An 18,368-nucleotide genomic window follows, 5' to 3' on the forward strand; every position below is an offset into this window, starting at 1 on the left:
GAAGCGATGACAACTCAAGAGCGCGCGGCGGCCTACCGCCGCAGGGTGCGCCGGGAGAGCGGCGCGTTCCTCGACTCCCTCGGATCCCCCCGTATGGCCCAGGACGCGGTGCTGCGCGAGATCCTCGCCGAGCACGCCGACACGGCGTTCGGCCGCGAGCACGGGCTGGCCTCGGTGCGCGACGCGGACGGCTACCGCCGGGCGGTCCCGATCCGGGGCCACGAGGAGTTCGGGCCGTGGCTCGACCGCGTCCACGCGGGCGAGAAGGGTGTGCTGACCGCCGAGGAGCCCGTCGCGTTCTTCGCCAGCAGCGGCACCACCGGGGAGGAGAAGACGATCCCGGTGACCGGCGGCTTCCTGCGCCGCTGCTTCCTGCCCTTCTACTTCGCGGGGTTCGGGCGGCTGGTGGAGCACCACCCGGGCCTGCCCGAGCGCGAGGACGCCGTGCTCAACCTGTGGCAGGACCCGCACTCCCCGACCGGGACGACCAGCGGCGGCCGTCCCCATCTGGGCCCGAGCCAGCTCGACTACGGGAAGGTCGGGGAGGACCTCGCGGTCGGGCTCGGCAACCGGGCGCCGTGGAGCCGCCTGCCGGACGGGATCGGCGACTCCGGCCCCTGGGAGCGCACCTACCATCGGGTCAGGCTCGCGGCCGAGCACGACGTGCGCGGTGTCATCGCGGTGAACCCCGCCATCGCCGCCGCGCTCCCCCACCAGCTCCGCGAGTGGTGGCCCCGCCTGGTCCGGGAGATCAGGGACGGGACGGTGGGCGGCGTCCCGTCGCGGCCCCCGAATCCCGAGCGCGCCGGTGCGCTGGAGCGCCTGGCGGCCCGGCACGGCGGCCCGCGCCCGGCCGACCTGTGGCCGCGCCTGGAGCTGTTGCTGACCTGGAACACCTATGTCGCGCGGCTCTACCTGCCGCGCCTGCGCGAGGACTACGGGGAGGGCGTGGCGATCCGCCCGGCGCCGATCGGGTCGTCGGAGGGGCCGCTGGCCATTCCCGTGGACGACCGGCCCGCGGGCGGCCCGCTGGCCGTGACGAGCTGCTTCTACGAGTTCGTCCCGGCCGACGAGGAGATCACGCCGTGGAGCGCCACGGTGGCGGCGGAGGAGCTGGAAGAGGGACGCGAGTACCACGTGATCCTCTCCCACCTCGGCGGCCTGTACCGGTGCGCGGTCCGCGACATCGTCCGGGTGACCGGCGCGGTGGCCGGGACGCCCGTCGTGGAGTACTCCTGCCGCGCGGGCGTGGTGTCGGCGGCGGGCGAGCGGCTGCGCGAGTCGCAGGTGCTGCGGGCGATGGACGAGGCGGCGGCCCGGACCGGCGCCGCGATCCACAATCTGGCCTACCGCGCGCGGCCGGACGACGACGGGACGCCGGGGCACGAGGCGGCCGTCGCGTTCGAGGCCGCGCCGCCGGAGCCGCGCGCGTTCGGCGACGTCCTCGACGCGGCGCTGGCCGTCCAGGACCCCGCCTACGGCGCCGCCCGCCGGTCGGGAGCCCTCGCGGCGCCGCTGGTGAGACCGGTCGCTCCGGAGGGTTTCCACCGCGAGTGGCGCAGGCGGGTCGAGGCGGGCGATCGGCCCCCGCGCGTCAAGGACCGGGTGTTCCAGGGCGACGCCGCCGTCTGGACCCGGCTGGCCGCCGGAGCGGGTGCCGACCATGGCTGAGTCGTTCGACGGCTCGTACCCGGTCATGCCGGGACGCGGCGAGTACACCGAGCGGGCCAGGCGGGCCAGGCTGGAGTGGCTGCGCGGCGCCTCGGGCGTGCCGCTGCCGTCGCTGGAGCGCACGTCGATCGATCCGCGCTCGCTGCCGGGGAACGTGGAGAACCTGGTCGGCGGGATCGAGATCCCGGTCGGGCTCGCGGGGCCGCTGCTGATCAACGGACGGGACGTCCGGGGGCTGGTCACGGCGCCGCTGGCGACCACCGAGGGCGCGATGGTCGCCTCGGTGGCGCGGGGGGCCAAGGCGATCACCCTGGCGGGCGGGACGACGACCCATGTCGTCTCGCAGCGGATGACGCGGGTGCCGGTGTTCGAGTTCGACGGGCTGGGCACGGCGGCGGAGTTCGCGCGCTGGGTCGTCGGCCGCAAGGCCGAGCTCGACCGCGAGGTCGCCACGGTCTCGGCGCACTCGCGGCTGGTGGAGCTCGACCCGGTGCAGCTCGGGCGGGCCGTCCATCTGCGCTTCGTCTACGAGACCGGCGACGCCAGCGGCCAGAACATGACGACCGCGGCGACCTGGCAGGCGTGCCGCTGGATCCACGACCGGCTCTCGGCGACGCCGGACCTGGTGCCGACCTGGTTCGCGGTGGAGGCCAACCTCAGCGGCGACAAGAAGTTCAGCCATCTCAACATGATCAAGGGGCGCGGCACCCGGGTGATGGCCGAGTGCGTGCTGGACCGCGCGACGGTCCGGCGGGTGCTGAAGACCACCCCCGAGGCGGTCGACCGGCTGTACCGGATCACGGTGGTGGCGGCGCAGCAGGCGGGGATGCCGGGGCACGACATCGACGCCGCCAACGTCATCGCGGCCATCTTCGTCGCGACCGGGCAGGACATCGCCAGCGTGTACGAGTCGGGGGCCGCGATGTTCTCCGTGGACGCCGAGGGCGGCGACCTGCGCGCGACGCTCGTCCTGCCGAGCCTGGTCACCGGCGCGGTGGGCGGCGGCACGGGGCTGCCGCGGCAGCGCGACTACCTGGCCTCGCTGGGCTGTTCGGGCGACGGCACCGCCGGACGGCTCGCGGAGATCATCTGCGGGTTCGCGCTCGCCCTGGACGTCTCGACGTTCGCGGCCGTGGCCGGGGGCCAGTTCGCCGACGCGCACGAGCGGCTCGGCCGGCGGCGCCGGGTCGACTGGCTGCGTCCGGCCGATCTGGGCGCGCCGCTGCTCCAGCCGATGCTGGCCGAGGCGCTCGACGCGCCCGGCCTGCGCGTCACCGAGGCCGTCCCGATCGCCGACGACCCCGGGTCGAGCCTGGTCACCGAGCTGACCGCGCGCGGCGAGCGGCGCAAGACGATCGGCGTCCTGCCGCTGCGCCTCACGTGGGTGCGGCGCGAGGGGGAGGATCCCAAGCAGACCGACGTGGTCGTCAAGGCCAAGCCGCTCGACCGGGAGGTGATCATCGAGGCGGCCAAGCTGGCCTCGCTGTGCGGCGGCCGCCTGGCCGAGGTCTATCCCCGCTGGCGCGACTGGACCGGGTTCCGCGGCCTGCACACCCGCGAACCGGCGGTGTACCGCTCGGACGAGCCCGCGCTGCGCGCCGTCCTGCCCAAGACCTACGGGACCTACGAGGACCCGGCCCGCGAGGCGTACGTGATCGCGATGGAGCGGCTCGGCCCCAACGTGATCCTCAAGGACACCGGCGCGACGCCGGAGCGGTGGCGGGCGCCGCACATCGCCGCGGCCGTGCGCGGCATCGCGGGCGTCCACGCGGCCTGGCTGGGCCGCGCGGACGCGCTGCGGGCCGAGGGCTGGCTGGGCGAGCCGCAGAGCGCCGAGCGCATGACGGCCATGCGGGAGCTGTGGTCGGCCCTGGTCGAGCATGCCGCCGCCGAGCACCCGGGCCTGCTGGACGAGGCGGGCGCGTGCCGTCTCCAGGAGATCGTCGAGACGATCCCCGAGTGGTGGGCCCGGCTCGAGGCCATGCCGCGCACGCTGGCGCACAACGACTTCAACCCGCGCAACGTGGCCCTGCGCGCCGCCGACCTGAGCCTGGTCGCCTACGACTGGGAGCTGGCCACGCTGCACGTCCCGCAGCGGGACGTGGCCGAGTTCCTGGCCTTCGTCCTGCCTCCGGACGTCACCGCCCCGGACGTCACCGGCCATCTCGACCAGCACCGGCGGGCGGTGGACGAGACGATCGACGCGGCCGTCTGGCGCGAGGGGCACCGGCTGGCGCTGTGGGACTTCGCCGTCACCCGGCTCCAGCTGTACCTGATGGTGCACACCCACCGGGAGCTGCCGTTCCTGCACCGGCTGGTCGCCACGACGATGCGGCTGATCGCCATCGAGGACGCCCGCGGGGCGGAGGCGTGACGGGCGCGCGGCGGGTCGCGCTGCTGGGGATCGACGGGTCGGGGAAGAGCACGCTGGCGCGGCTGCTGGCGGAGCGGGCGGGGACGGGCGGGCGCGCCGTGGTCCTGTCGAGCCTGCGCGCCCACGAGCACCCCGACGGGCCGCTGCGGGAGCTGTCCCGGCATCTCGACACGCTGTCGAAGGAGGCGGACCGGCTGGGCAGCCCCGACCTGAAGCTCGCCGTCCTGTACCTCCAGATGTGCACCTACGGGGTCGCGGAGCGCTTCTTCACCCGGGAGCTGGCGGCCCGGGTCGTCATCAGCGAACGCCATCCCGTCCTGGACGCGCTGGCCTACGTGCCCCTGTACCGGGACGGGATCGAGCGGGTCGGCGGGCCCGGCCGCCGCGAGGTCCTGCGCGAGCAGCTCGCGGGCCTGCCCCCGGCCGCCGTCGCGGCCGCGCGGGACTGGTGCGCGGTGCTGGGCGCCCGGCGGGACGGGCGCGCCGTCAGGCTCGAAACGCTGGGCGCCGAGCTCGTCGGCCTGCTGGGGCTGCCCGACGCCCGGCGCGCCGCCGAGCTGTCCGCCCGGTTCGGCGTCGCCGCGCCGGACGTCGCGGTGGTGCTCGACCTCGACGTGGAGACCGCGCTCGGCCGGGTGAAGGCCCGGGGCCGCCACCTCGAACCGCACGAGCGCGCCGAACTGCTGTCGCGGGTCGGCGACGGCTACGACCGGGCGCTGGCGGTGTTCGACACCGTCCGCGTGCACCGGGTGGCCGCCGACCGGCCGCCGTCGGACCTGGCCGCGCGGGTCGCGCGGCTGATCGCCCTGTGAGGTTCTCCCAGGACGTCCTGCGCGCGCACTTCGAGGCGCGGGTCGCGCGCGCCGGGTCGCGTCCGGCCGGGGACTACGGAGCCGTCGCGGTGCTGCGGGACTTCGACCCCGCGACGTTCGCGGGCGCGGCGGCGGGGTTCGCCCGCGCGACCGCCGGGGACCGGCGCGCGGCCTGGTACGGCGCCTTCACCCGGACGATCTTCCTGGCCGGTGACCCGGCGAACCTCGCGGAGCGTTTTCCCAGGCGGCATCTGTCTCCCGGTGGGAGCGTGGCCTGGTACGGCCCCGGACCGCTGGCCGACCTTCGGACGTTGCGGCGGCTGCTGCGGCCGTTCCGGGGGCCGCTCGGCGTCCCGGTCCCATTCGCGCACGAGATCGACCTCCCCGGGGGCGGGCACGGCCGCGCGGTCCTTTCGGTCCTCGGGGCGGGAATGGCGGTGGAGGACTACCTGGTCGACGTCAACCATCTGGTGGCGGAGGCCGAGTTCGACGGCCTGCTCGACGGCGTGGGCCGCCTGCTCGTCCGGCATCTGCCGGACGCGACGGACCCTCCCGCCCGACCCGACCGCCTCCGGGTGACCGCCGACCTGGGACAGTTCCGCGCCCGCGCCTACCTGTCGGTGGGCTGAGACTCGGCCCGGACGAAGGCGGCCAGGCGGGCGAGGCCCTCGTCCACCTGGGCGCGGGTGACGTAGCTGGTCGAGAGCCTGATCGTGCGGTCGCCGCCGCCGTGCGGGTGGAAGTAGGACATCGGCGTCCAGATCACGCCGAAGTCCTGGGCCGACCGGATCAGGGCGGCGTTGTCGGCGGCGAAGGGGACCTGGAGGGTCAGGAAGAACCCGCCGGTCGGGGAGTTCCAGCTCACCCCCAGTTCGGGTGGGAACTCGCGCTCCAGGCCGTCCAGGATGTAGCGCATGGTGTCGCCGTAGTGGGCGGCGGTGTCGGCGGCCAGCTCCGAGACGCGCCCGCCGGACTCCAGCAGCGCGCCCGCGACCGCCGCCTGGCTGAGCGCCGAGGTGTTCACCGTGACCATGCTCTTGATCTTCGCCAGCTCGTCGGCCAGCAGGCCCGACGTGCCGTCGTCCCGAAGCACCGGCTGGTCGGCCACCGCGTAGCCGACCCGCGCGCCGGGGAAGAGGGTCTTGGCGTAGGAACCCAGGTGGACGACGCGGTGATGACGGTCGAGCGACTTGAGCGTCGGCGCCTGCGGGCCGGGGCTGACAAGCCGGTAAGGGCTGTCCTCCAGGATCAGCACGTCGAGCCGCTCGGCCAGGTCGAGCAGCTCGTGCCGGGCCGGGGCCGGGAGCGTGACGCCGGACGGGTTGGAGTGGTCGGGGACCACGTAGACCGCGCGCGGGCGGCGTCCCCGCGCCCGCTCGGCCAGGATCGCGGCCTCCAGGTCGGCGCAGGACAGGCCGTCCGGGCCCTCCTCGACGACGGCCACCTCGGCGTCCAGCAGCCGGGCCGCCCCGACGATGCCCACGTAGCAGGGGCTGGAGACCATCACCACGTCGCGGGGTCCGGAGATGAGCGCGCGCAGCGCCAGGAACATCGCCTCCTGGCAGCCGACGGTGACCACGATCGACTCCGGCGCGACGTCGATGCCCTCGTCGGCGCGCAGCGAGTCGGCGATCAGGTCGCGGATCAGTCCCGCCGACGGCCCGTACTGGAACAGCGCCTCGCGCACCTGCGCCGGTGATCGCCCCTGGGCGGCGAGGTGGTCGAGGTAGCGGCGGACGTGGGTGAAGATCTGCTCGGTGTCGAAGAACCCGTCGTACGGCCTTCCCGGGGCGAAGGAGACGGCCTCGGGGTAGCGCAGCGTCACCTCGTTGAGGAAGTTCATCGTGTCCATCATCGGGTCGGCGACGCTGGCGTGCAGGTCGGTGCGGCGGAGACCGGCCGTGGGCCGGGTCGCGATGTCGGTCACCGCCCCGATTCCGGCGGCCGCCATGGCCTCGGCGAGTTCGTCGCGCAGGATCGCCGCCACCTGCTCGACTCCCGCGCCGCCGCCGACGGTCAGGCCGTGCAGGACGGGGCGTCCGACCAGCACCGCGTCGGCGCCGAGCGCGAGCGCCGCGAGCACGTCGCGGCCATGGCGCACCCCGCCGCCGAGCAGGACGGGCAGGCGTCCGGCCACCGCCGCCATCACCTCGGGGTCCAGGTCGCGGGAGAGGACGAGCGCGTCGGCGCCCGCGTCGGCCGCGCGCCGCGCCCGCGCGGCGGTCGTGAGGCCGCTCACCACGATCGGCAGGGTCGTCAGCAGGCGCAGGCGCTCGAAGCGCGGCGCGTCCAGGACGAGCGCCTCGACGCCCGCCTCCTCCGCCCGCCGGACCAGATCGAGGTCGAGGTCGAGATCGAGGTCGCCGGGGTCGTCGATCCGGAGCCAGAGCCCGGCCTCTCCCCCGGCGGCCAGCTCCTCGACCGACCGGCCGGACGCCGCGCCGACCACGGCAGGGACGCCCGCCGCCGCGGCGCCGCGCACGATGCCCAGCTCGCCCGACTCGTGCCCGAAGGGAAGTCCCGGGGGTGGCGCGAGGCCCACCGGGACGCTCCAGACCCGTCCGAGGATCTTGGTCGCGGTGTCCGGGCGGCCGTCGCCCGGCGCGGTCGCGGCGTCCTCGCCGGGGGCGGGAGCGGCGGTGTCGGTCCGCGCCCCGGCCAGCCGCTCCAGGTCACTCAGGGTCCATTCCATCAGCCGACCTCGCCATTCATGGGAATGCCTTGCGGAATTTCTGCGACGACCGTGCGGCTGCCATTGAACAGATGGACGTCCCGCCGGTTCGGGCGCTTAAATCGGGCCGACACACCCCCTTGGCCCAAACGGTAGAGGCAGTCCCCTTAAAAGGGACCAGTTGTCGGTTCGAGTCCGACCGGGGGTACGGCCTTCACGGAGACGGGAAACGCGCAGCGCCCGTGGCGGGCGGGGAGTGCTCCCCGCCCGCCACGGGCGTCAGGCGCGCGGGGTCACCAGCGCCATTCCTGCTGACCGTAGAGGTGCCCGGCGGGAATCCCGCGCTCCTTGCACCAGGTCATGAACTCCTCGATCTGTTTGATCTGGTAGGTGTCCTCGTTGTAGGTGGTGGCCATGACGTGGCCGAGCCACGGCTCCTCGCCCATCGCGTAGACGTAGGCCTCTCCGGCGCCGAGCTCGGTCATGATGGCGGCGGCCTGCTCGGCGTTGGAGCCCGACAGCTTGCGCGAGTCGCTCATCTTCTTGGTGACCGGGACGGTCAGCAGCGCCTGGTAGAGCCAGGTCAGCGGCGCGCCGTCGCACTCCATGCCGAGGAAGGCGATGTCGGCGGTGCCCAGGTGCTGTTTGACGTAGCGGTACAGGGCGGGGTCGATGCCCGACGAGTCGGCGCCGATGAAAATCTTCTTGCCGGCCAGCTCGGCCCAGAAGGTCGACTTGCCGCGGATGTCCAGGTCGCAGTGCTCGCCCAGGAACGGGGTGGCGGTGACCTTGCCGCCGGGGAACTCGACCTCGTCGAAGTCGTCGACCTCGATGACGGGGAAGCCCTGGTGCTTGAGCATCAGCGCCATCGACGGGTCGACGAGGTTGCCGCGCGAGGAGCGCGGAACCACGATCGCGCCGACGCGGTTGCGCAGTTGGAGCAGCGTCTCCAGCACGATGTGGTCCTGGTGGCCGTGCGTGATGAGCACCAGGTCGATGTAGTCGGGCAGGTCGTCGAGGGTGTAGCGGTCACCGGCGGTGCTGTCGGCGCTGATGAACGGGTCGGTGACGATGGCGGCCTGCGGCGTCTGCAGCACCAGGCAGGCGTGGCCGAAGTACCGGATGCGCCCGCCGGCGTCGATGTGCCGGTCGGGGTTGAGGCTGGGCCGGTCGCTGAGCATCCCGGCCAGCTGCTTGGCCTGCGCGTCGTCCAGTTCCAGCGCCTCGCGCAGGTGGGCCAGCGTGGTGCCCTGGACCCGGGCCTTGAACAGCTCGCCGAGGCCGGGGTGGCGGAACGGGATGTCGAGCTCCAGGACGTCCGGCGAGGTCAGCCGCGGCGTGCTGAGGATGAACGGGCGCTCGATGCCGGTCTCGAACGACAGCTGCACCGACTGGCGCGACTCCTGGTACAGGTCGCTGGTGTAGACCAGGGGCTCCATGAAGCGCATCTGCGCCTGGTTGTCGGTGTCGTAGGCCAGCTCGACCAGGCCGCCGAGCTCCTTGGGCAGCTTGGGGTACAGCGGGGTGAGGTCGAAGCCGGTCGCGTTGGCCCGCAGCAGCTCCTGGCCCTCGGCGATCGCCTCGGCGAACCGCAGGATGTGCGCCCGGTCCCGCTTGATCGCGGCCAGCAGGTCGCGCACCTCGTCGACGCGCGACTCGGGGATGTTGATGAAGTAGCCGCCGCGCAGATCGGGGTTGTTGCTGGCCGCGACGTGCACCTGCGGCGACTGCAGGTACGACTCCAGAAGCGGCACCTGGAGGAAGGCCAGGTTCATCGCCGACTGGATCGGCGCGAGCGTGTGCGGCCAGGTGAAGAATCTGTCCTGCAGTGGCTCGACAATGACCTTCGACTTCAGGAACAACTGCTCTTCGGCCATCGGCGACCTACCTCCAGAGAACGGGAAATCGTTCGCACCATACTCCGAGGTTTCGCGGGAACGCAGTGGTGTTCAACTGTTCCGGTGCGACAGTTGAACATCGACGCCGACCGGCGACCATGATGTCATAGTGAGCGCTCCGCCTCCTTTCTACTCCTTTCCTTGGCGGGCGGACCACCTCCCAGAGTTCAACCTCATCGACCGGGAAATGGCAAGCGGTTCATGGCTTTTGTGGAAACCAATGGCATCCGGCTCTCGTACCGGAGATCGGGCCGGGGCGAACCGGTCGTCATGATCATGGGATCGTCCGCGGCGGGCCGGGTATGGACCATGCACCAGACCCCGGCGCTGAACGACGCGGGATTCGAGACGATCACCTTCGACAACCGCGGCGTGCCGCCCTCGGACTCCCCGGCGGGCGACTATTCCCTCGCCATGATGGTCACCGACACCGCGGGCCTGATCGAGACGCTGGGCCTGGGGCCGTGCCATCTCGTCGGCGCCTCGATGGGGTCGATGATCGCGCAGGAGCTGGCGCTGGCCCGGCCGGAGCTGGTGCGCTCGGCGGTGCTGCTGGCGACGCGGGCGCGCTCGGACGTCCTGCGCCGGGCCCAGACCGAAGCCGACCGGGTGCTGCGCGAGAGCGGCATCACGCTGCCGCCCCGGTACCTGGCCGCCAGAACGGTGCTGGAGATGCTCTCCCCCGCGACGCTGGACGACGACGCCTCGGCCGCGCGCTGGCTGGAGCTCTTCGAGCTCACCGGCGGCCGCGGGGCGGGCGGTCAGCTCGGGGCCGTCGCGGCGCTCGGCGACCGGCGCGCGGCGCTGCGCGGGGTGGACGTCCCGTGCCGCGCCGTCGCGTTCGCCGACGACCGCGTCTGCCCGCCGCACCTGGTCGCCGAGGTCGTGGACGCCGTCCCGGGCTGCGAGCTGGTGACGATTCCCGACACCGGGCACCTCGGTTACCTCGAACGGCCCGAGGCTGTCAACGCGGCCATCGTCGAGTTCCTGAACAGGCACCGGGACGGCGGGCTCCTGCACACCGTCGGCGGGCCCGCCGGAGAGCAGTCGCCGCTGCGGCGCGGCCGGGACGCATGACCGCGTTCAGCGGCCCGCCCGCGGGCGCGTTCCGGCCCGGCCCGCGCGACGAGACGGCCAAGGAGCGCAAGGTCGACCGGCGCACGGTCCGGCGGATCATGCCGTACGCGCGGCCGTACCGGGGGCAGATCGTCCTGCTGCTGACGTTCACCGTGCTCAGCGCGTGCATCGCCGCCGCCAACCCGCTGTTCCTCAAGCTGATCATCGACCACGGCATCCTGCCCCGCAGGCTCGGCGTGGTCGTGGGCCTGAGCCTGGGCCTGGCGGGGCTGGCGGTGCTGGACGCCGGTGCGGTCTTTCTCCAGAACCGGTGGTCGGGCAAGATCGGCGAGGGGGTCGTCTACGAGCTGCGCACCGAGGTGTTCGCCCATGTGCAGCGGCAGCCGCTGGCGTTCTTCACCCGCGCGCAGACCGGCAAGCTGATCAGCCGGCTCAACTCCGACGTGACCGGCGCCCGGCAGGCGGTGACCACGCTGCTGACCCAGGCGGTCTCGGCGCTGCTCACCCTGGTCCTGGTGCTGGCCGCCATGTTCTACCTGTCGTGGCACATCACCGTGGCCGCGCTGATCATGGTCCCGATCTTCCTGATCCCCGCCCGGCTCATCGGCCGCCGGATGCAGCGGCTGGCCCGGCAGACGATGGAGCACGAGGCCGAGATGAGCTCGATGATGACCGAGCGCTTCAACGTCTCCGGCGCGATGCTCAGCAAGCTCTACGGCGATCCTTCCGAGGAGCAGCGGCTGTTCACCGACCGGGCCGCCCAGGTCCGCGACGTCGCCGCCAGGATGGTCGTCTGGAACCGGATGCTGCCGATCGTGGTCATGCTGCTGACCTCGTGCACCACCGCGCTCGTCTACGGGTTCGGCGGCGCCCTCGCCGTCGACCGGAGGCTGGAGTTCGGCACGCTGGTGGCGATGGTCGCGCTGCTGCTGCGGCTGTACGGCCCCATCAACCAGCTGTCCACCATGCAGTCGTCGGCGATGGTCGCGCTGGTGAGCTTCGACCGGGTCTTCGAGGTGCTCGACCTCAAGCCGCTCATCGCCGAGCGGCCGACCGCGCGTCCCCTGACCCCGCCGCCCGGTCTCGGGCTGAACGGGAAGCTGGCCGTCCCCGACGTCGAGTTCGAGTTCGTCTCGTTTCGCTATCCGAGCGCCGACGAGGTGTCGCTGGCGTCGCTGGAGTCGACCGCCAGGCCCGATCCGGGGCGGTCGCGCGGCAACGCGGGCGTCCTGCACGAGCTGAGCTTCCACGCCCCGGCCGGGAAGCTCACCGCCCTGGTCGGGCCGTCCGGCGCGGGCAAGACCACCATCACCCATCTGGTGCCCCGCCTGTACGACCCGACCTCGGGCACCGTGCGGATCGGCGGCGAGGACATCCGCGACGTCACGCTGGCCTCGCTGCGCCAGAACATCGGGGTGGTCACCCAGGACGCGCATCTCTTCCACGAGACGCTGCGCGCCAACCTGACCTACGGCCGTCCCGGCGCCGGTGACCGGGAGCTGATGGAGGCGTGCCGGGCCGCGCTGATCTGGGACACCATCAACGCGCTGCCCGACGGTCTCGACACCGTCGTCGGCGAGCGCGGCTACCGGTTCTCCGGCGGCGAGAAGCAGCGGATCGCGCTGGCCCGGCTGCTGCTGAAGGCGCCGCCGGTCGTGGTGCTGGACGAGGCCACCGCCCATCTGGACACCGAGTCGGAGGCGTCGATCCAGCGGGCGCTCAAGACCGCGCTGGCGGGCCGCACCTCGCTGGTGATCGCGCACCGGCTGTCCACGATCCGCGAGGCGGACCAGATCCTGGTCGTCGAGGCCGGCCGGATCCGCGAGCGCGGCACCCACGACAAGCTGCTCGCGACGGGCGGCCTCTACGCCGACCTCTACCACCGGCAGTTCGCCCACCAGGAAACGGTTCACCGACCCCACAACGGCCACGTCCTCGGCCGCTGAATCCAATGAGGAGCCTATGAATCCCGTTTGCGAATCGCCGGTCTTCGTCCTCTCCACCGCACGGTCGGGCTCGACCCTGCTCAGGTTCATCCTCGACAGCCACCCCGTATTGGCCTGCCCACCCGAAAGCGACGTCGCTTTGGCCGGACGCCACCTTTTCCGCACCGCCCGGATCCTGGACCAGGCAAGACCCGGCGGCCCGGAGCAGAGCCCCCCGGACGGCGGCCTGCCGCCGCACCTGGCGGCGGCGGTCCGCACGCCGATCGACGCGATCTTCGGCCAGTTCCTGCGTGACACGGGCAAGTCGCGCTGGTGCGACAAGTCCCCCGACTCGGCCGCCGACGCGCACCTGCTCGCCGACCTGTATCCCGAGGCGAAGTTCATCTGCCTCTACCGCCATTGCATGGACGTGGTCGCCTCGCTGCTGGAAAGCCACCCGTTCGGCCTGGGCGGCGGCCTGGCGGCCCGCCACCAGTCCTTCACCGCGCAGTACCCGGGGAACCTCGTGGCCGCCGCGGGCGCCTACTGGGAGTCGCACGTCGACCGCATGACGGCGTTCGAGGAGAAGAACCCCGAGCGCTGCCACCGCGTCCGCTACGAAGACCTGGTCACCGCCCCCGAGGAGACGGCCGAGGGGATCTTCTCCTTCCTGGACGTCGAGCAGGTCCCGGGCATCACCCAGGCGTGCTTCCAGGTCGAGCACGCCCGGGTCGGCCCCGGCGACAAGAAGATCTGGCTCACCGACCGCGTCTCGTCCGACTCGCTCGGCCGCGGCGTCCGCATCCCGGCGGGCTTCCTGCCCAGACCGCTGCGCGACGAGGTCAACGGCCTCCTCGGCAAGCTGGACTACCGCCCGGTCGACCGGTCGTGGAACGAGGCGGTCGACCACACCGACCCGCGAACGGAACCGCCCGCTCCGAAGGGCGGCAGCCCCGAACTGGACGCCGCGGTCCGCGAGGTCGACGACCGGGTCACGTCCCTGTCCCCCGGCGACCTCCAGCTGATCGTGGAGCGCTGGCCCGCCCTCGCGGGACAGGCCCTGCGCATCATCGTCCAGGGCCCGGACGGCGCGTCCCGGAAGCTCGACTGGAGCTTCGCCCCCGCCGGAGAGAAGATCGCGTTGCGTCCGGAGCCCGCGGCGGACGGCGAGCCGATCACCCTGGCCGCCGACGCGGCCACCTGGCGCGGCCTGATCGCCGGGACGGCGAACCTGGAGATCGAGCGGAAGGCCGGACGGCTCCGCCACTTCCAGCGGCGCGACGGATTCCCCGGCTCCGACTCCCACTGGAACGAACTGCTCGCCGCCTCCACCCTCCTGGGCTTCGCGCCCGTCCCGGCCGTGAGCGCGGACGCATGACCACCCAAGCCCCGACCATCAACCTGGTGCGCCCCGGCCTCTACTCCCACGGCGACCCCTTCGAGCAATGGACGTGGCTGCGGGCCAACGACCCCGTCCACTGGCACGCGCCGACCGAACTGCCGGGCTTCTGGGCGCTGACCCGGTACGCCGACGTCCGGTCCGCCTACCAGGACCACGAGACGTTCAGCTCGGCCCACGGCATCCTGCTGCGCCCCGACGAGCACGGCGCCGATCCCGGCGGCGGCCGGACGCTGGCCCTGACCGACCCGCCCCGCCACCGCCAGCTGCGCGGCCTGGTCGACGGCTGGTTCGCGGTCCGCTCCGTCCGCGCGCTCGAGGCCGAGATGGCCGACATCGCCCGCGGCGTCGTGGACCGCGCCCTGGAGGCCGGGACCTGCGACTTCGTCACCGACATCGCGGCCCGCGTCCCCCTGTACGTCATCTGCCGGATGATGGGCGTCCCCGAATCGGACTGGGAGCACCTCTACACCCTCACCAGCCAGGCCTTCGCCGCCGACGACGCCCTGACCCGCCGCATCGCCCACCTGGAGCTCCTCGGCTACTTCGAGGATCTGCGCAAGGCCAAAACCGCCGCACCGGGCGACGACCTGGTGAGCGTCCTGGCGACCGCCGAGATCGACGGCGCCCCGCTCGACCCCCAGGACGTCATCCTCAACTGCGACAACCTCTTCGTCGGCGGCACCGAGAACACCCGCATCGCCGCCTCCGGCGGCATGCTGGCCTTCCTGGAACACCCCGACCAATGGCAGGCGCTGGTAGACGACCCCGACCTCCTGCACCCGGCCGTCGAGGAGGTGCTGCGCTGGACGTCCACCGCCACCCACATCATGCGCACCGCAACCCGCCCGGTCACCCTGCACGACCGCGACATCGCGGCGGGCGACAAGGTCGTGATGTGGCTCCCGTCGGCCAACCGCGACGAGTCGGTGTTCGACGACCCGGACCGCTTCGACGTCCGCCGCAAACCCAACCGCCACCTGGCCCTGGGCTTCGGCGAACACTTCTGCCTGGGCAGCATGCTCGCCCGGGTCGAGTTGCGCCTGCTCTACCGCGAGTTGCTCACCCGGTCACCGCACATCTCCCTTGACGGCCCGCCCAAGCTCCTGGACTCCATCGTCGTCAACGGCCCCGAACAACTCATGGTCACCTTCAGGGCCGGCGCATGAGGGGGTGCCCGTCCCGCGCGCAGCGTCTGTTCACGGCTGTCTTCACCGCCGGACTCACCCTCGTCACACCCGCCGCGGCGCGGGCGTCCACCAACGAGCTGCCCGACCCCAGCACCTACGACGCGGCCATCGCGTGGCTGCCCGACACCCAGTTCTACTCCGCGAGGCACCCGCGGCACTTCAAGAACCAGACACGCTGGCTGGTCGACAACGCGGCCACCCGCAAGATCGGCTACGCCACCCACACCGGCGACATCGTCCACAACGCCTCATCGACCCGCCAGTGGAACAACGCGGACGCCGCCATGGGGACCCTGGACGAAGGCAAGTTCCCCTACGGCATCGTCCAGGGCAATCACGATGTCGGCGACAAGTACTTCGCCTACTTCGGCGAGTGGCGCTTCAAGGACTCCCCGGTGTACAGCGAGTCCTTCAAGAACAACCGCCAGCACTACGACCTCGTCGATGTCGCGGGCCGCAAGGTCCTTATGCTGTCGCTGACCTGGGCCATGAGAGACGACGACTTCGCCTGGGCCAAGCAGGTCCTAACCAAGCACAGCAACCTGCCCGTCATCGTCAGCGTGCACGCCTACCTCAACACCGACGGCACCTACGACCAGCAGGGCCAGCGGATCTTCGACGAGATCGTCAAGCCCTACGCCAACGTCAAGGCAGTCCTCTGTGGACACAACCATGGTGCCGCCCACAAGGTCCGCGACCTCGGCAACGGCCGCAAGGTCCCGGAAATCCTCGCCGACTACCAGCGCGCGAAGGAAGGCGGCCTCGGCTACCTTCGCCTGCTGCAGTTCGACCTCGACGCCAAGAAGATGATCGTCGACACCTACTCCCCGTCCCTCAACGACTCCAGCTACTTCGCCACAGGCGACGACTTCACCGTGGACGTCGACCTGCTACCGCCTCCTCGATAGCGGCCGCCAAGGCCGCCCGGCGCACAACCAGCATCGGGCCGCCGGGGTCCTTGGAATCCCGCACGGCGACAGCAGCCGGAGCAAACGGAGCAAGCTCCACGCAATCACCGCCGTTGGACGTCGTGTAGCTCGACTTGCGGAATTTCAGGTCTTCCATCGTTCGTCCCTTGTCCTTCTGATCAGGTCGAGCGACTGGCTCACGGGGAGCGCCAGCGCTCGAATCTCGATGAGCACTCGCGAGAAGGCGGCAATGTCGTCGGGATCGGTCATGGTGAATCCCCGAGCCGCGGTATCGGAGTACGCAAACTCGCTTCTGTCCGCCAGCGTAGCCAACACGAATGCTCCGCTGTTTCCGTCATGAGTCCCGTCGGAGGGCACGACCTGGACCGTGATGTTCGGGTGGGCGCTCACGTTCTCCAGATGGTCCAACTGCTGTCGCATCGTCTCCGCGTCACCTACAGGCCGCTCCAGGGCGACCTGGTCCAGCAGCAGCGAGAATATCGGGGCGGGCGGCTCGTCCCGTCTGAGGATCTCCTGCCGCTTGAGTCGGCCCTCGACCTTCTTCTCGTTGCCTCCGAGGATCGCGGACGCGTAGGCGGGGGTCTGGAGCAGTCCGTGAACGAGGAGCGGTTGATAGCTCTGGAGTTGGGCGGCCACCGCCTCGACCTCTAGCCAGTCGAACCATTCCGGGAAGGTGGCGTCTTCGACGAAGTCGTGCCAGAGGTCGACCAATTGCCCTTCGGCCCCAAAAGCTGCGTCCATTCCCTCGGCGAACTCCAAGGTGCAGCGGGTCCGCCCGTTCTCGACTGCACCGATGTATTGAGAAGTCACGCCCTGCCCGCCATTCGCACGAGCGGCGGCCGCTTCCTGGCTCCACCCATTCGCGTCGCGGAAGCGTTTGAAGCGTCTCCCGAACGCCAGCAACGTGGGTGAGACCGTGCCTCGTTTCCGCTGGGGTGTCATACACCGAGTCTCCCCCAACCGGGACCCAACCGGAAGCCAACCAGGCAAGTTGCCAGCGGGATGACTTGCCGTCCGACCTCCCGGCTTTGTGATGTTCGACGCTGCGAACATGTCTGAATGGGGTCAAGACAGCCAGCTTCGCAGAGGTCGTGTCCCCATGAAGATCGATACAACGTCAGGCGTTGGAACGCTGGTCCTGCGTGCTTCCGACCGCGCTCCGCAGAAAGGGCGCAGCTTTGTGTCCGAAATGTTCCTTGAGGAGGGTCTCGGGGACTCCTTCATCGCGCAAACCGTGATCACTGAATTGATCACGAACGCGTGCAAGCACACCGATTCGGAAACGGTGGTCGCCCGCGTCGTGCCCGACGACGAGGCCGCGCTGACGATCGAGGTGTGGGACAGCTCGGACGAGGCTCCCGTGATGGGGCCGGACGAGGACTTCGAGAGCGAGTCGGGCCGGGGTCTGCTGCTCATGTCCTTCCTGGTGGACGACTGGGGAACACGCCCCCTCAGCGGGGGCGGAAAGATCGTCTGGGCCCGCCTGGGCTAAAGAAACCTGGGAGGTGGTGTCGGATCAGGGTGGTGCTGTTCGTGGTAGGGGTGAGGCCGTCCGCAAGGGGCGGCGCCATCCCTCCTACTGAACAGGCGGAAAGATGACCGACGGCACCAAACCCTTCCGATTCGGCGTGGTCGCACCGCTCCGCACCGACCTGGCGACATGGCGGGACCAGGTGCGTCGTATCGCCGACCACGGCTACTCCACGCTGCTGATGCCCGACGTCCCGCGATGGCAGCCCGCGCCCGGCCCCACGCTGGCCGTCGCGGCCGGACTTGCCGGCCTGCGGGTGGGCTCTTGGGTGTACGCCTCCCCGCTGCGCCGCCCCTGGAACACTGCCTGGGAAGCGCACTCGCTGTCGGTGCTCACCGAGGGTCGCTTCGAGATGGGTATCGGGACCGGCAGGCCCGGCATCGAAGACGAGCTCCGCGAACTGGGACTGCCCGTCGTACCGCCGGGCGAGCGGCTGGCGCAGGTGCGTGAGACCGTGACGGCGCTGCGAGACCTCGACGGGCCCGACTCGCACACGCCGGTGGTGATGGCCGTACGCGGGCCGAAGGCCCGGGCACTGGCGGCCGACCTCGCGGACACGGTCGCCTTCGCACTGATGCCGGGAGACGATCGCGCCGAGATCACCCGAGTGGTACGCGACTTCCGCTCCGGCCGGGACGTCGAACTCGCGCAGCACGTCGCGGTGGTCGGCGACACCGTCGCGCCGTTCATGGCTCCCCCCGGCACCGACCCCGCCGCCCTCCGCGCGGCGGACTCACTGGAGATCCTTCCGGACGACCCCGCGGCGGCCGTCGAGGAGATCCGGCGCCGACGAGAGGAGCTCGGCTTCTCCTACTTCGTCTTCGGCGCCGGCTCGGCCGACACGCTCGCTCCGGTCGTGGCCGAGCTGGCGGGAAATTAGGTTCGGACGGG

The 18,368-nt window shown here is 71.7% G+C and carries 15 protein-coding genes and 1 tRNA gene; 12 read left to right on the top strand and 4 right to left on the bottom strand.

Features of this window, described 5'->3' with window-relative positions:
* Positions 1-6: 6 nt before the first annotated feature.
* Genes ACQPY4_RS26860 through ACQPY4_RS26875 form a run of 4 tightly spaced genes read left to right on the top strand, consistent with a single transcriptional unit; the run spans position 7 to position 5,486 of the window.
* Complete coding sequence (locus ACQPY4_RS26860) at positions 7-1,671, top strand: GH3 auxin-responsive promoter family protein (RefSeq protein WP_433325303.1); 1,665 nt, start codon at positions 7-9, stop codon at positions 1,669-1,671.
* Positions 1,664-4,045, top strand: coding sequence for a phosphotransferase (locus ACQPY4_RS26865; protein ID WP_433325305.1), 2,382 nt, complete (start codon positions 1,664-1,666; stop codon positions 4,043-4,045). Before ACQPY4_RS26860 ends, ACQPY4_RS26865 begins: the two co-directional genes overlap by 8 nt.
* The gene (locus ACQPY4_RS26870) at positions 4,042-4,857 is read left to right on the top strand and encodes a dTMP kinase (RefSeq protein WP_433325307.1); all 816 of its coding nucleotides are present in this window, start codon (positions 4,042-4,044) and stop codon (positions 4,855-4,857) included. The genes ACQPY4_RS26865 and ACQPY4_RS26870 overlap by 4 nt, the downstream gene beginning before the upstream one ends.
* Entirely contained in the window at positions 4,854-5,486 is a 633-nt protein-coding gene (locus ACQPY4_RS26875; protein ID WP_433325309.1) for a DUF6182 family protein, read from the top strand. The genes ACQPY4_RS26870 and ACQPY4_RS26875 overlap by 4 nt, the downstream gene beginning before the upstream one ends.
* Here ACQPY4_RS26875 and ACQPY4_RS26880 read toward each other — a convergent pair.
* Positions 5,468-7,549, bottom strand: coding sequence for an aminotransferase class I/II-fold pyridoxal phosphate-dependent enzyme (locus tag ACQPY4_RS26880; RefSeq protein WP_433325311.1), 2,082 nt, complete (start codon positions 7,547-7,549; stop codon positions 5,468-5,470). The genes ACQPY4_RS26875 and ACQPY4_RS26880 overlap by 19 nt on opposite strands.
* Before the next feature lie 113 nt (positions 7,550-7,662).
* On the opposite strand from ACQPY4_RS26880, the gene ACQPY4_RS26885 reads away from it, so the two are divergent.
* A tRNA-Leu gene (locus ACQPY4_RS26885) sits at positions 7,663-7,736 on the top strand.
* Between the two features lie 85 nt (positions 7,737-7,821).
* On the opposite strand, the gene ACQPY4_RS26890 is transcribed toward ACQPY4_RS26885, so the two are convergent.
* Entirely contained in the window at positions 7,822-9,405 is a 1,584-nt protein-coding gene (locus tag ACQPY4_RS26890) for an MBL fold metallo-hydrolase (protein WP_433325313.1), read from the bottom strand.
* Between the two features lie 222 nt (positions 9,406-9,627).
* Here ACQPY4_RS26890 and ACQPY4_RS26895 point away from each other — a divergent pair, with 222 nt between their 5' ends.
* Genes ACQPY4_RS26895 through ACQPY4_RS26915 form a run of 5 tightly spaced genes read left to right on the top strand, consistent with a single transcriptional unit; the run spans position 9,628 to position 15,925 of the window.
* Positions 9,628-10,503, top strand: a complete 876-nt coding sequence (locus ACQPY4_RS26895; RefSeq protein ID WP_433325315.1) for an alpha/beta fold hydrolase — start codon at positions 9,628-9,630, stop codon at positions 10,501-10,503.
* The gene (locus ACQPY4_RS26900) at positions 10,500-12,449 is read left to right on the top strand and encodes an ABC transporter ATP-binding protein (protein WP_433325317.1); all 1,950 of its coding nucleotides are present in this window, start codon (positions 10,500-10,502) and stop codon (positions 12,447-12,449) included. The genes ACQPY4_RS26895 and ACQPY4_RS26900 overlap by 4 nt, the downstream gene beginning before the upstream one ends.
* A gap of 16 nt (positions 12,450-12,465) precedes the next feature.
* Positions 12,466-13,806 (top strand): sulfotransferase family protein, encoded by a 1,341-nt coding sequence (locus tag ACQPY4_RS26905; protein ID WP_433325319.1) that lies wholly within the window; start codon positions 12,466-12,468, stop codon positions 13,804-13,806.
* Entirely contained in the window at positions 13,803-14,996 is a 1,194-nt protein-coding gene (locus ACQPY4_RS26910; protein WP_433325321.1) for a cytochrome P450, read from the top strand. Before ACQPY4_RS26905 ends, ACQPY4_RS26910 begins: the two co-directional genes overlap by 4 nt.
* Positions 14,993-15,925, top strand: coding sequence for a metallophosphoesterase (locus ACQPY4_RS26915; RefSeq protein WP_433325323.1), 933 nt, complete (start codon positions 14,993-14,995; stop codon positions 15,923-15,925). Before ACQPY4_RS26910 ends, ACQPY4_RS26915 begins: the two co-directional genes overlap by 4 nt.
* Here ACQPY4_RS26915 and ACQPY4_RS26920 read toward each other — a convergent pair.
* Together ACQPY4_RS26920 and ACQPY4_RS26925 are read right to left on the bottom strand one after the other, a co-directional pair.
* Positions 15,888-16,082 carry a DUF397 domain-containing protein gene (locus ACQPY4_RS26920; RefSeq protein ID WP_433325325.1) on the bottom strand — a complete coding sequence of 65 codons (195 nt, stop codon included), beginning with the start codon at positions 16,080-16,082 and terminating at the stop codon, positions 15,888-15,890. The two genes, ACQPY4_RS26915 and ACQPY4_RS26920, sit on opposite strands and share 38 nt — an antisense overlap.
* Positions 16,070-16,888: a helix-turn-helix domain-containing protein gene (locus ACQPY4_RS26925; protein WP_433325327.1), complete on the bottom strand. Its 819-nt coding sequence runs from the start codon at positions 16,886-16,888 to the stop codon at positions 16,070-16,072. The genes ACQPY4_RS26920 and ACQPY4_RS26925 overlap by 13 nt, the downstream gene beginning before the upstream one ends.
* Before the next feature lie 157 nt (positions 16,889-17,045).
* Between ACQPY4_RS26925 and ACQPY4_RS26930 the strand changes: the two genes are divergently transcribed.
* Together ACQPY4_RS26930 and ACQPY4_RS26935 are read left to right on the top strand one after the other, a co-directional pair.
* Complete coding sequence (locus ACQPY4_RS26930) at positions 17,046-17,438, top strand: ATP-binding protein (RefSeq protein ID WP_433325329.1); 393 nt, start codon at positions 17,046-17,048, stop codon at positions 17,436-17,438.
* A gap of 103 nt (positions 17,439-17,541) precedes the next feature.
* The gene (locus ACQPY4_RS26935) at positions 17,542-18,357 is read left to right on the top strand and encodes an LLM class flavin-dependent oxidoreductase (protein WP_433325331.1); all 816 of its coding nucleotides are present in this window, start codon (positions 17,542-17,544) and stop codon (positions 18,355-18,357) included.
* Positions 18,358-18,368: the final 11 nt, after the last annotated feature.

The organism is Spirillospora sp. CA-294931 (genome assembly GCF_050946795.1).
Lineage (GTDB): Bacteria > Actinomycetota > Actinomycetes > Streptosporangiales > Streptosporangiaceae > Spirillospora.

Excerpts from the sequence above, each read along its gene's own strand:
- ACQPY4_RS26860 (WP_433325303.1), top strand. The coding sequence starts at position 7 with ATGACAACTCAAGAGCGCGCGGCGGCCTACCGCCGCAGGGTGCGCCGG.
- ACQPY4_RS26865 (WP_433325305.1), top strand. The coding sequence starts at position 1,664 with ATGGCTGAGTCGTTCGACGGCTCGTACCCGGTCATGCCGGGACGCGGC.
- ACQPY4_RS26880 (WP_433325311.1), bottom strand. The coding sequence starts at position 7,549 with ATGGAATGGACCCTGAGTGACCTGGAGCGGCTGGCCGGGGCGCGGACC.
- ACQPY4_RS26890 (WP_433325313.1), bottom strand. The coding sequence starts at position 9,405 with ATGGCCGAAGAGCAGTTGTTCCTGAAGTCGAAGGTCATTGTCGAGCCA.
- ACQPY4_RS26895 (WP_433325315.1), top strand. The coding sequence starts at position 9,628 with ATGGCTTTTGTGGAAACCAATGGCATCCGGCTCTCGTACCGGAGATCG.
- ACQPY4_RS26900 (WP_433325317.1), top strand. The coding sequence starts at position 10,500 with ATGACCGCGTTCAGCGGCCCGCCCGCGGGCGCGTTCCGGCCCGGCCCG.
- ACQPY4_RS26905 (WP_433325319.1), top strand. The coding sequence starts at position 12,466 with ATGAATCCCGTTTGCGAATCGCCGGTCTTCGTCCTCTCCACCGCACGG.
- ACQPY4_RS26910 (WP_433325321.1), top strand. The coding sequence starts at position 13,803 with ATGACCACCCAAGCCCCGACCATCAACCTGGTGCGCCCCGGCCTCTAC.
- ACQPY4_RS26915 (WP_433325323.1), top strand. The coding sequence starts at position 14,993 with ATGAGGGGGTGCCCGTCCCGCGCGCAGCGTCTGTTCACGGCTGTCTTC.
- ACQPY4_RS26920 (WP_433325325.1), bottom strand. The coding sequence starts at position 16,082 with ATGGAAGACCTGAAATTCCGCAAGTCGAGCTACACGACGTCCAACGGC.
- ACQPY4_RS26925 (WP_433325327.1), bottom strand. The coding sequence starts at position 16,888 with ATGACACCCCAGCGGAAACGAGGCACGGTCTCACCCACGTTGCTGGCG.
- ACQPY4_RS26930 (WP_433325329.1), top strand. The coding sequence starts at position 17,046 with ATGAAGATCGATACAACGTCAGGCGTTGGAACGCTGGTCCTGCGTGCT.
- ACQPY4_RS26935 (WP_433325331.1), top strand. The coding sequence starts at position 17,542 with ATGACCGACGGCACCAAACCCTTCCGATTCGGCGTGGTCGCACCGCTC.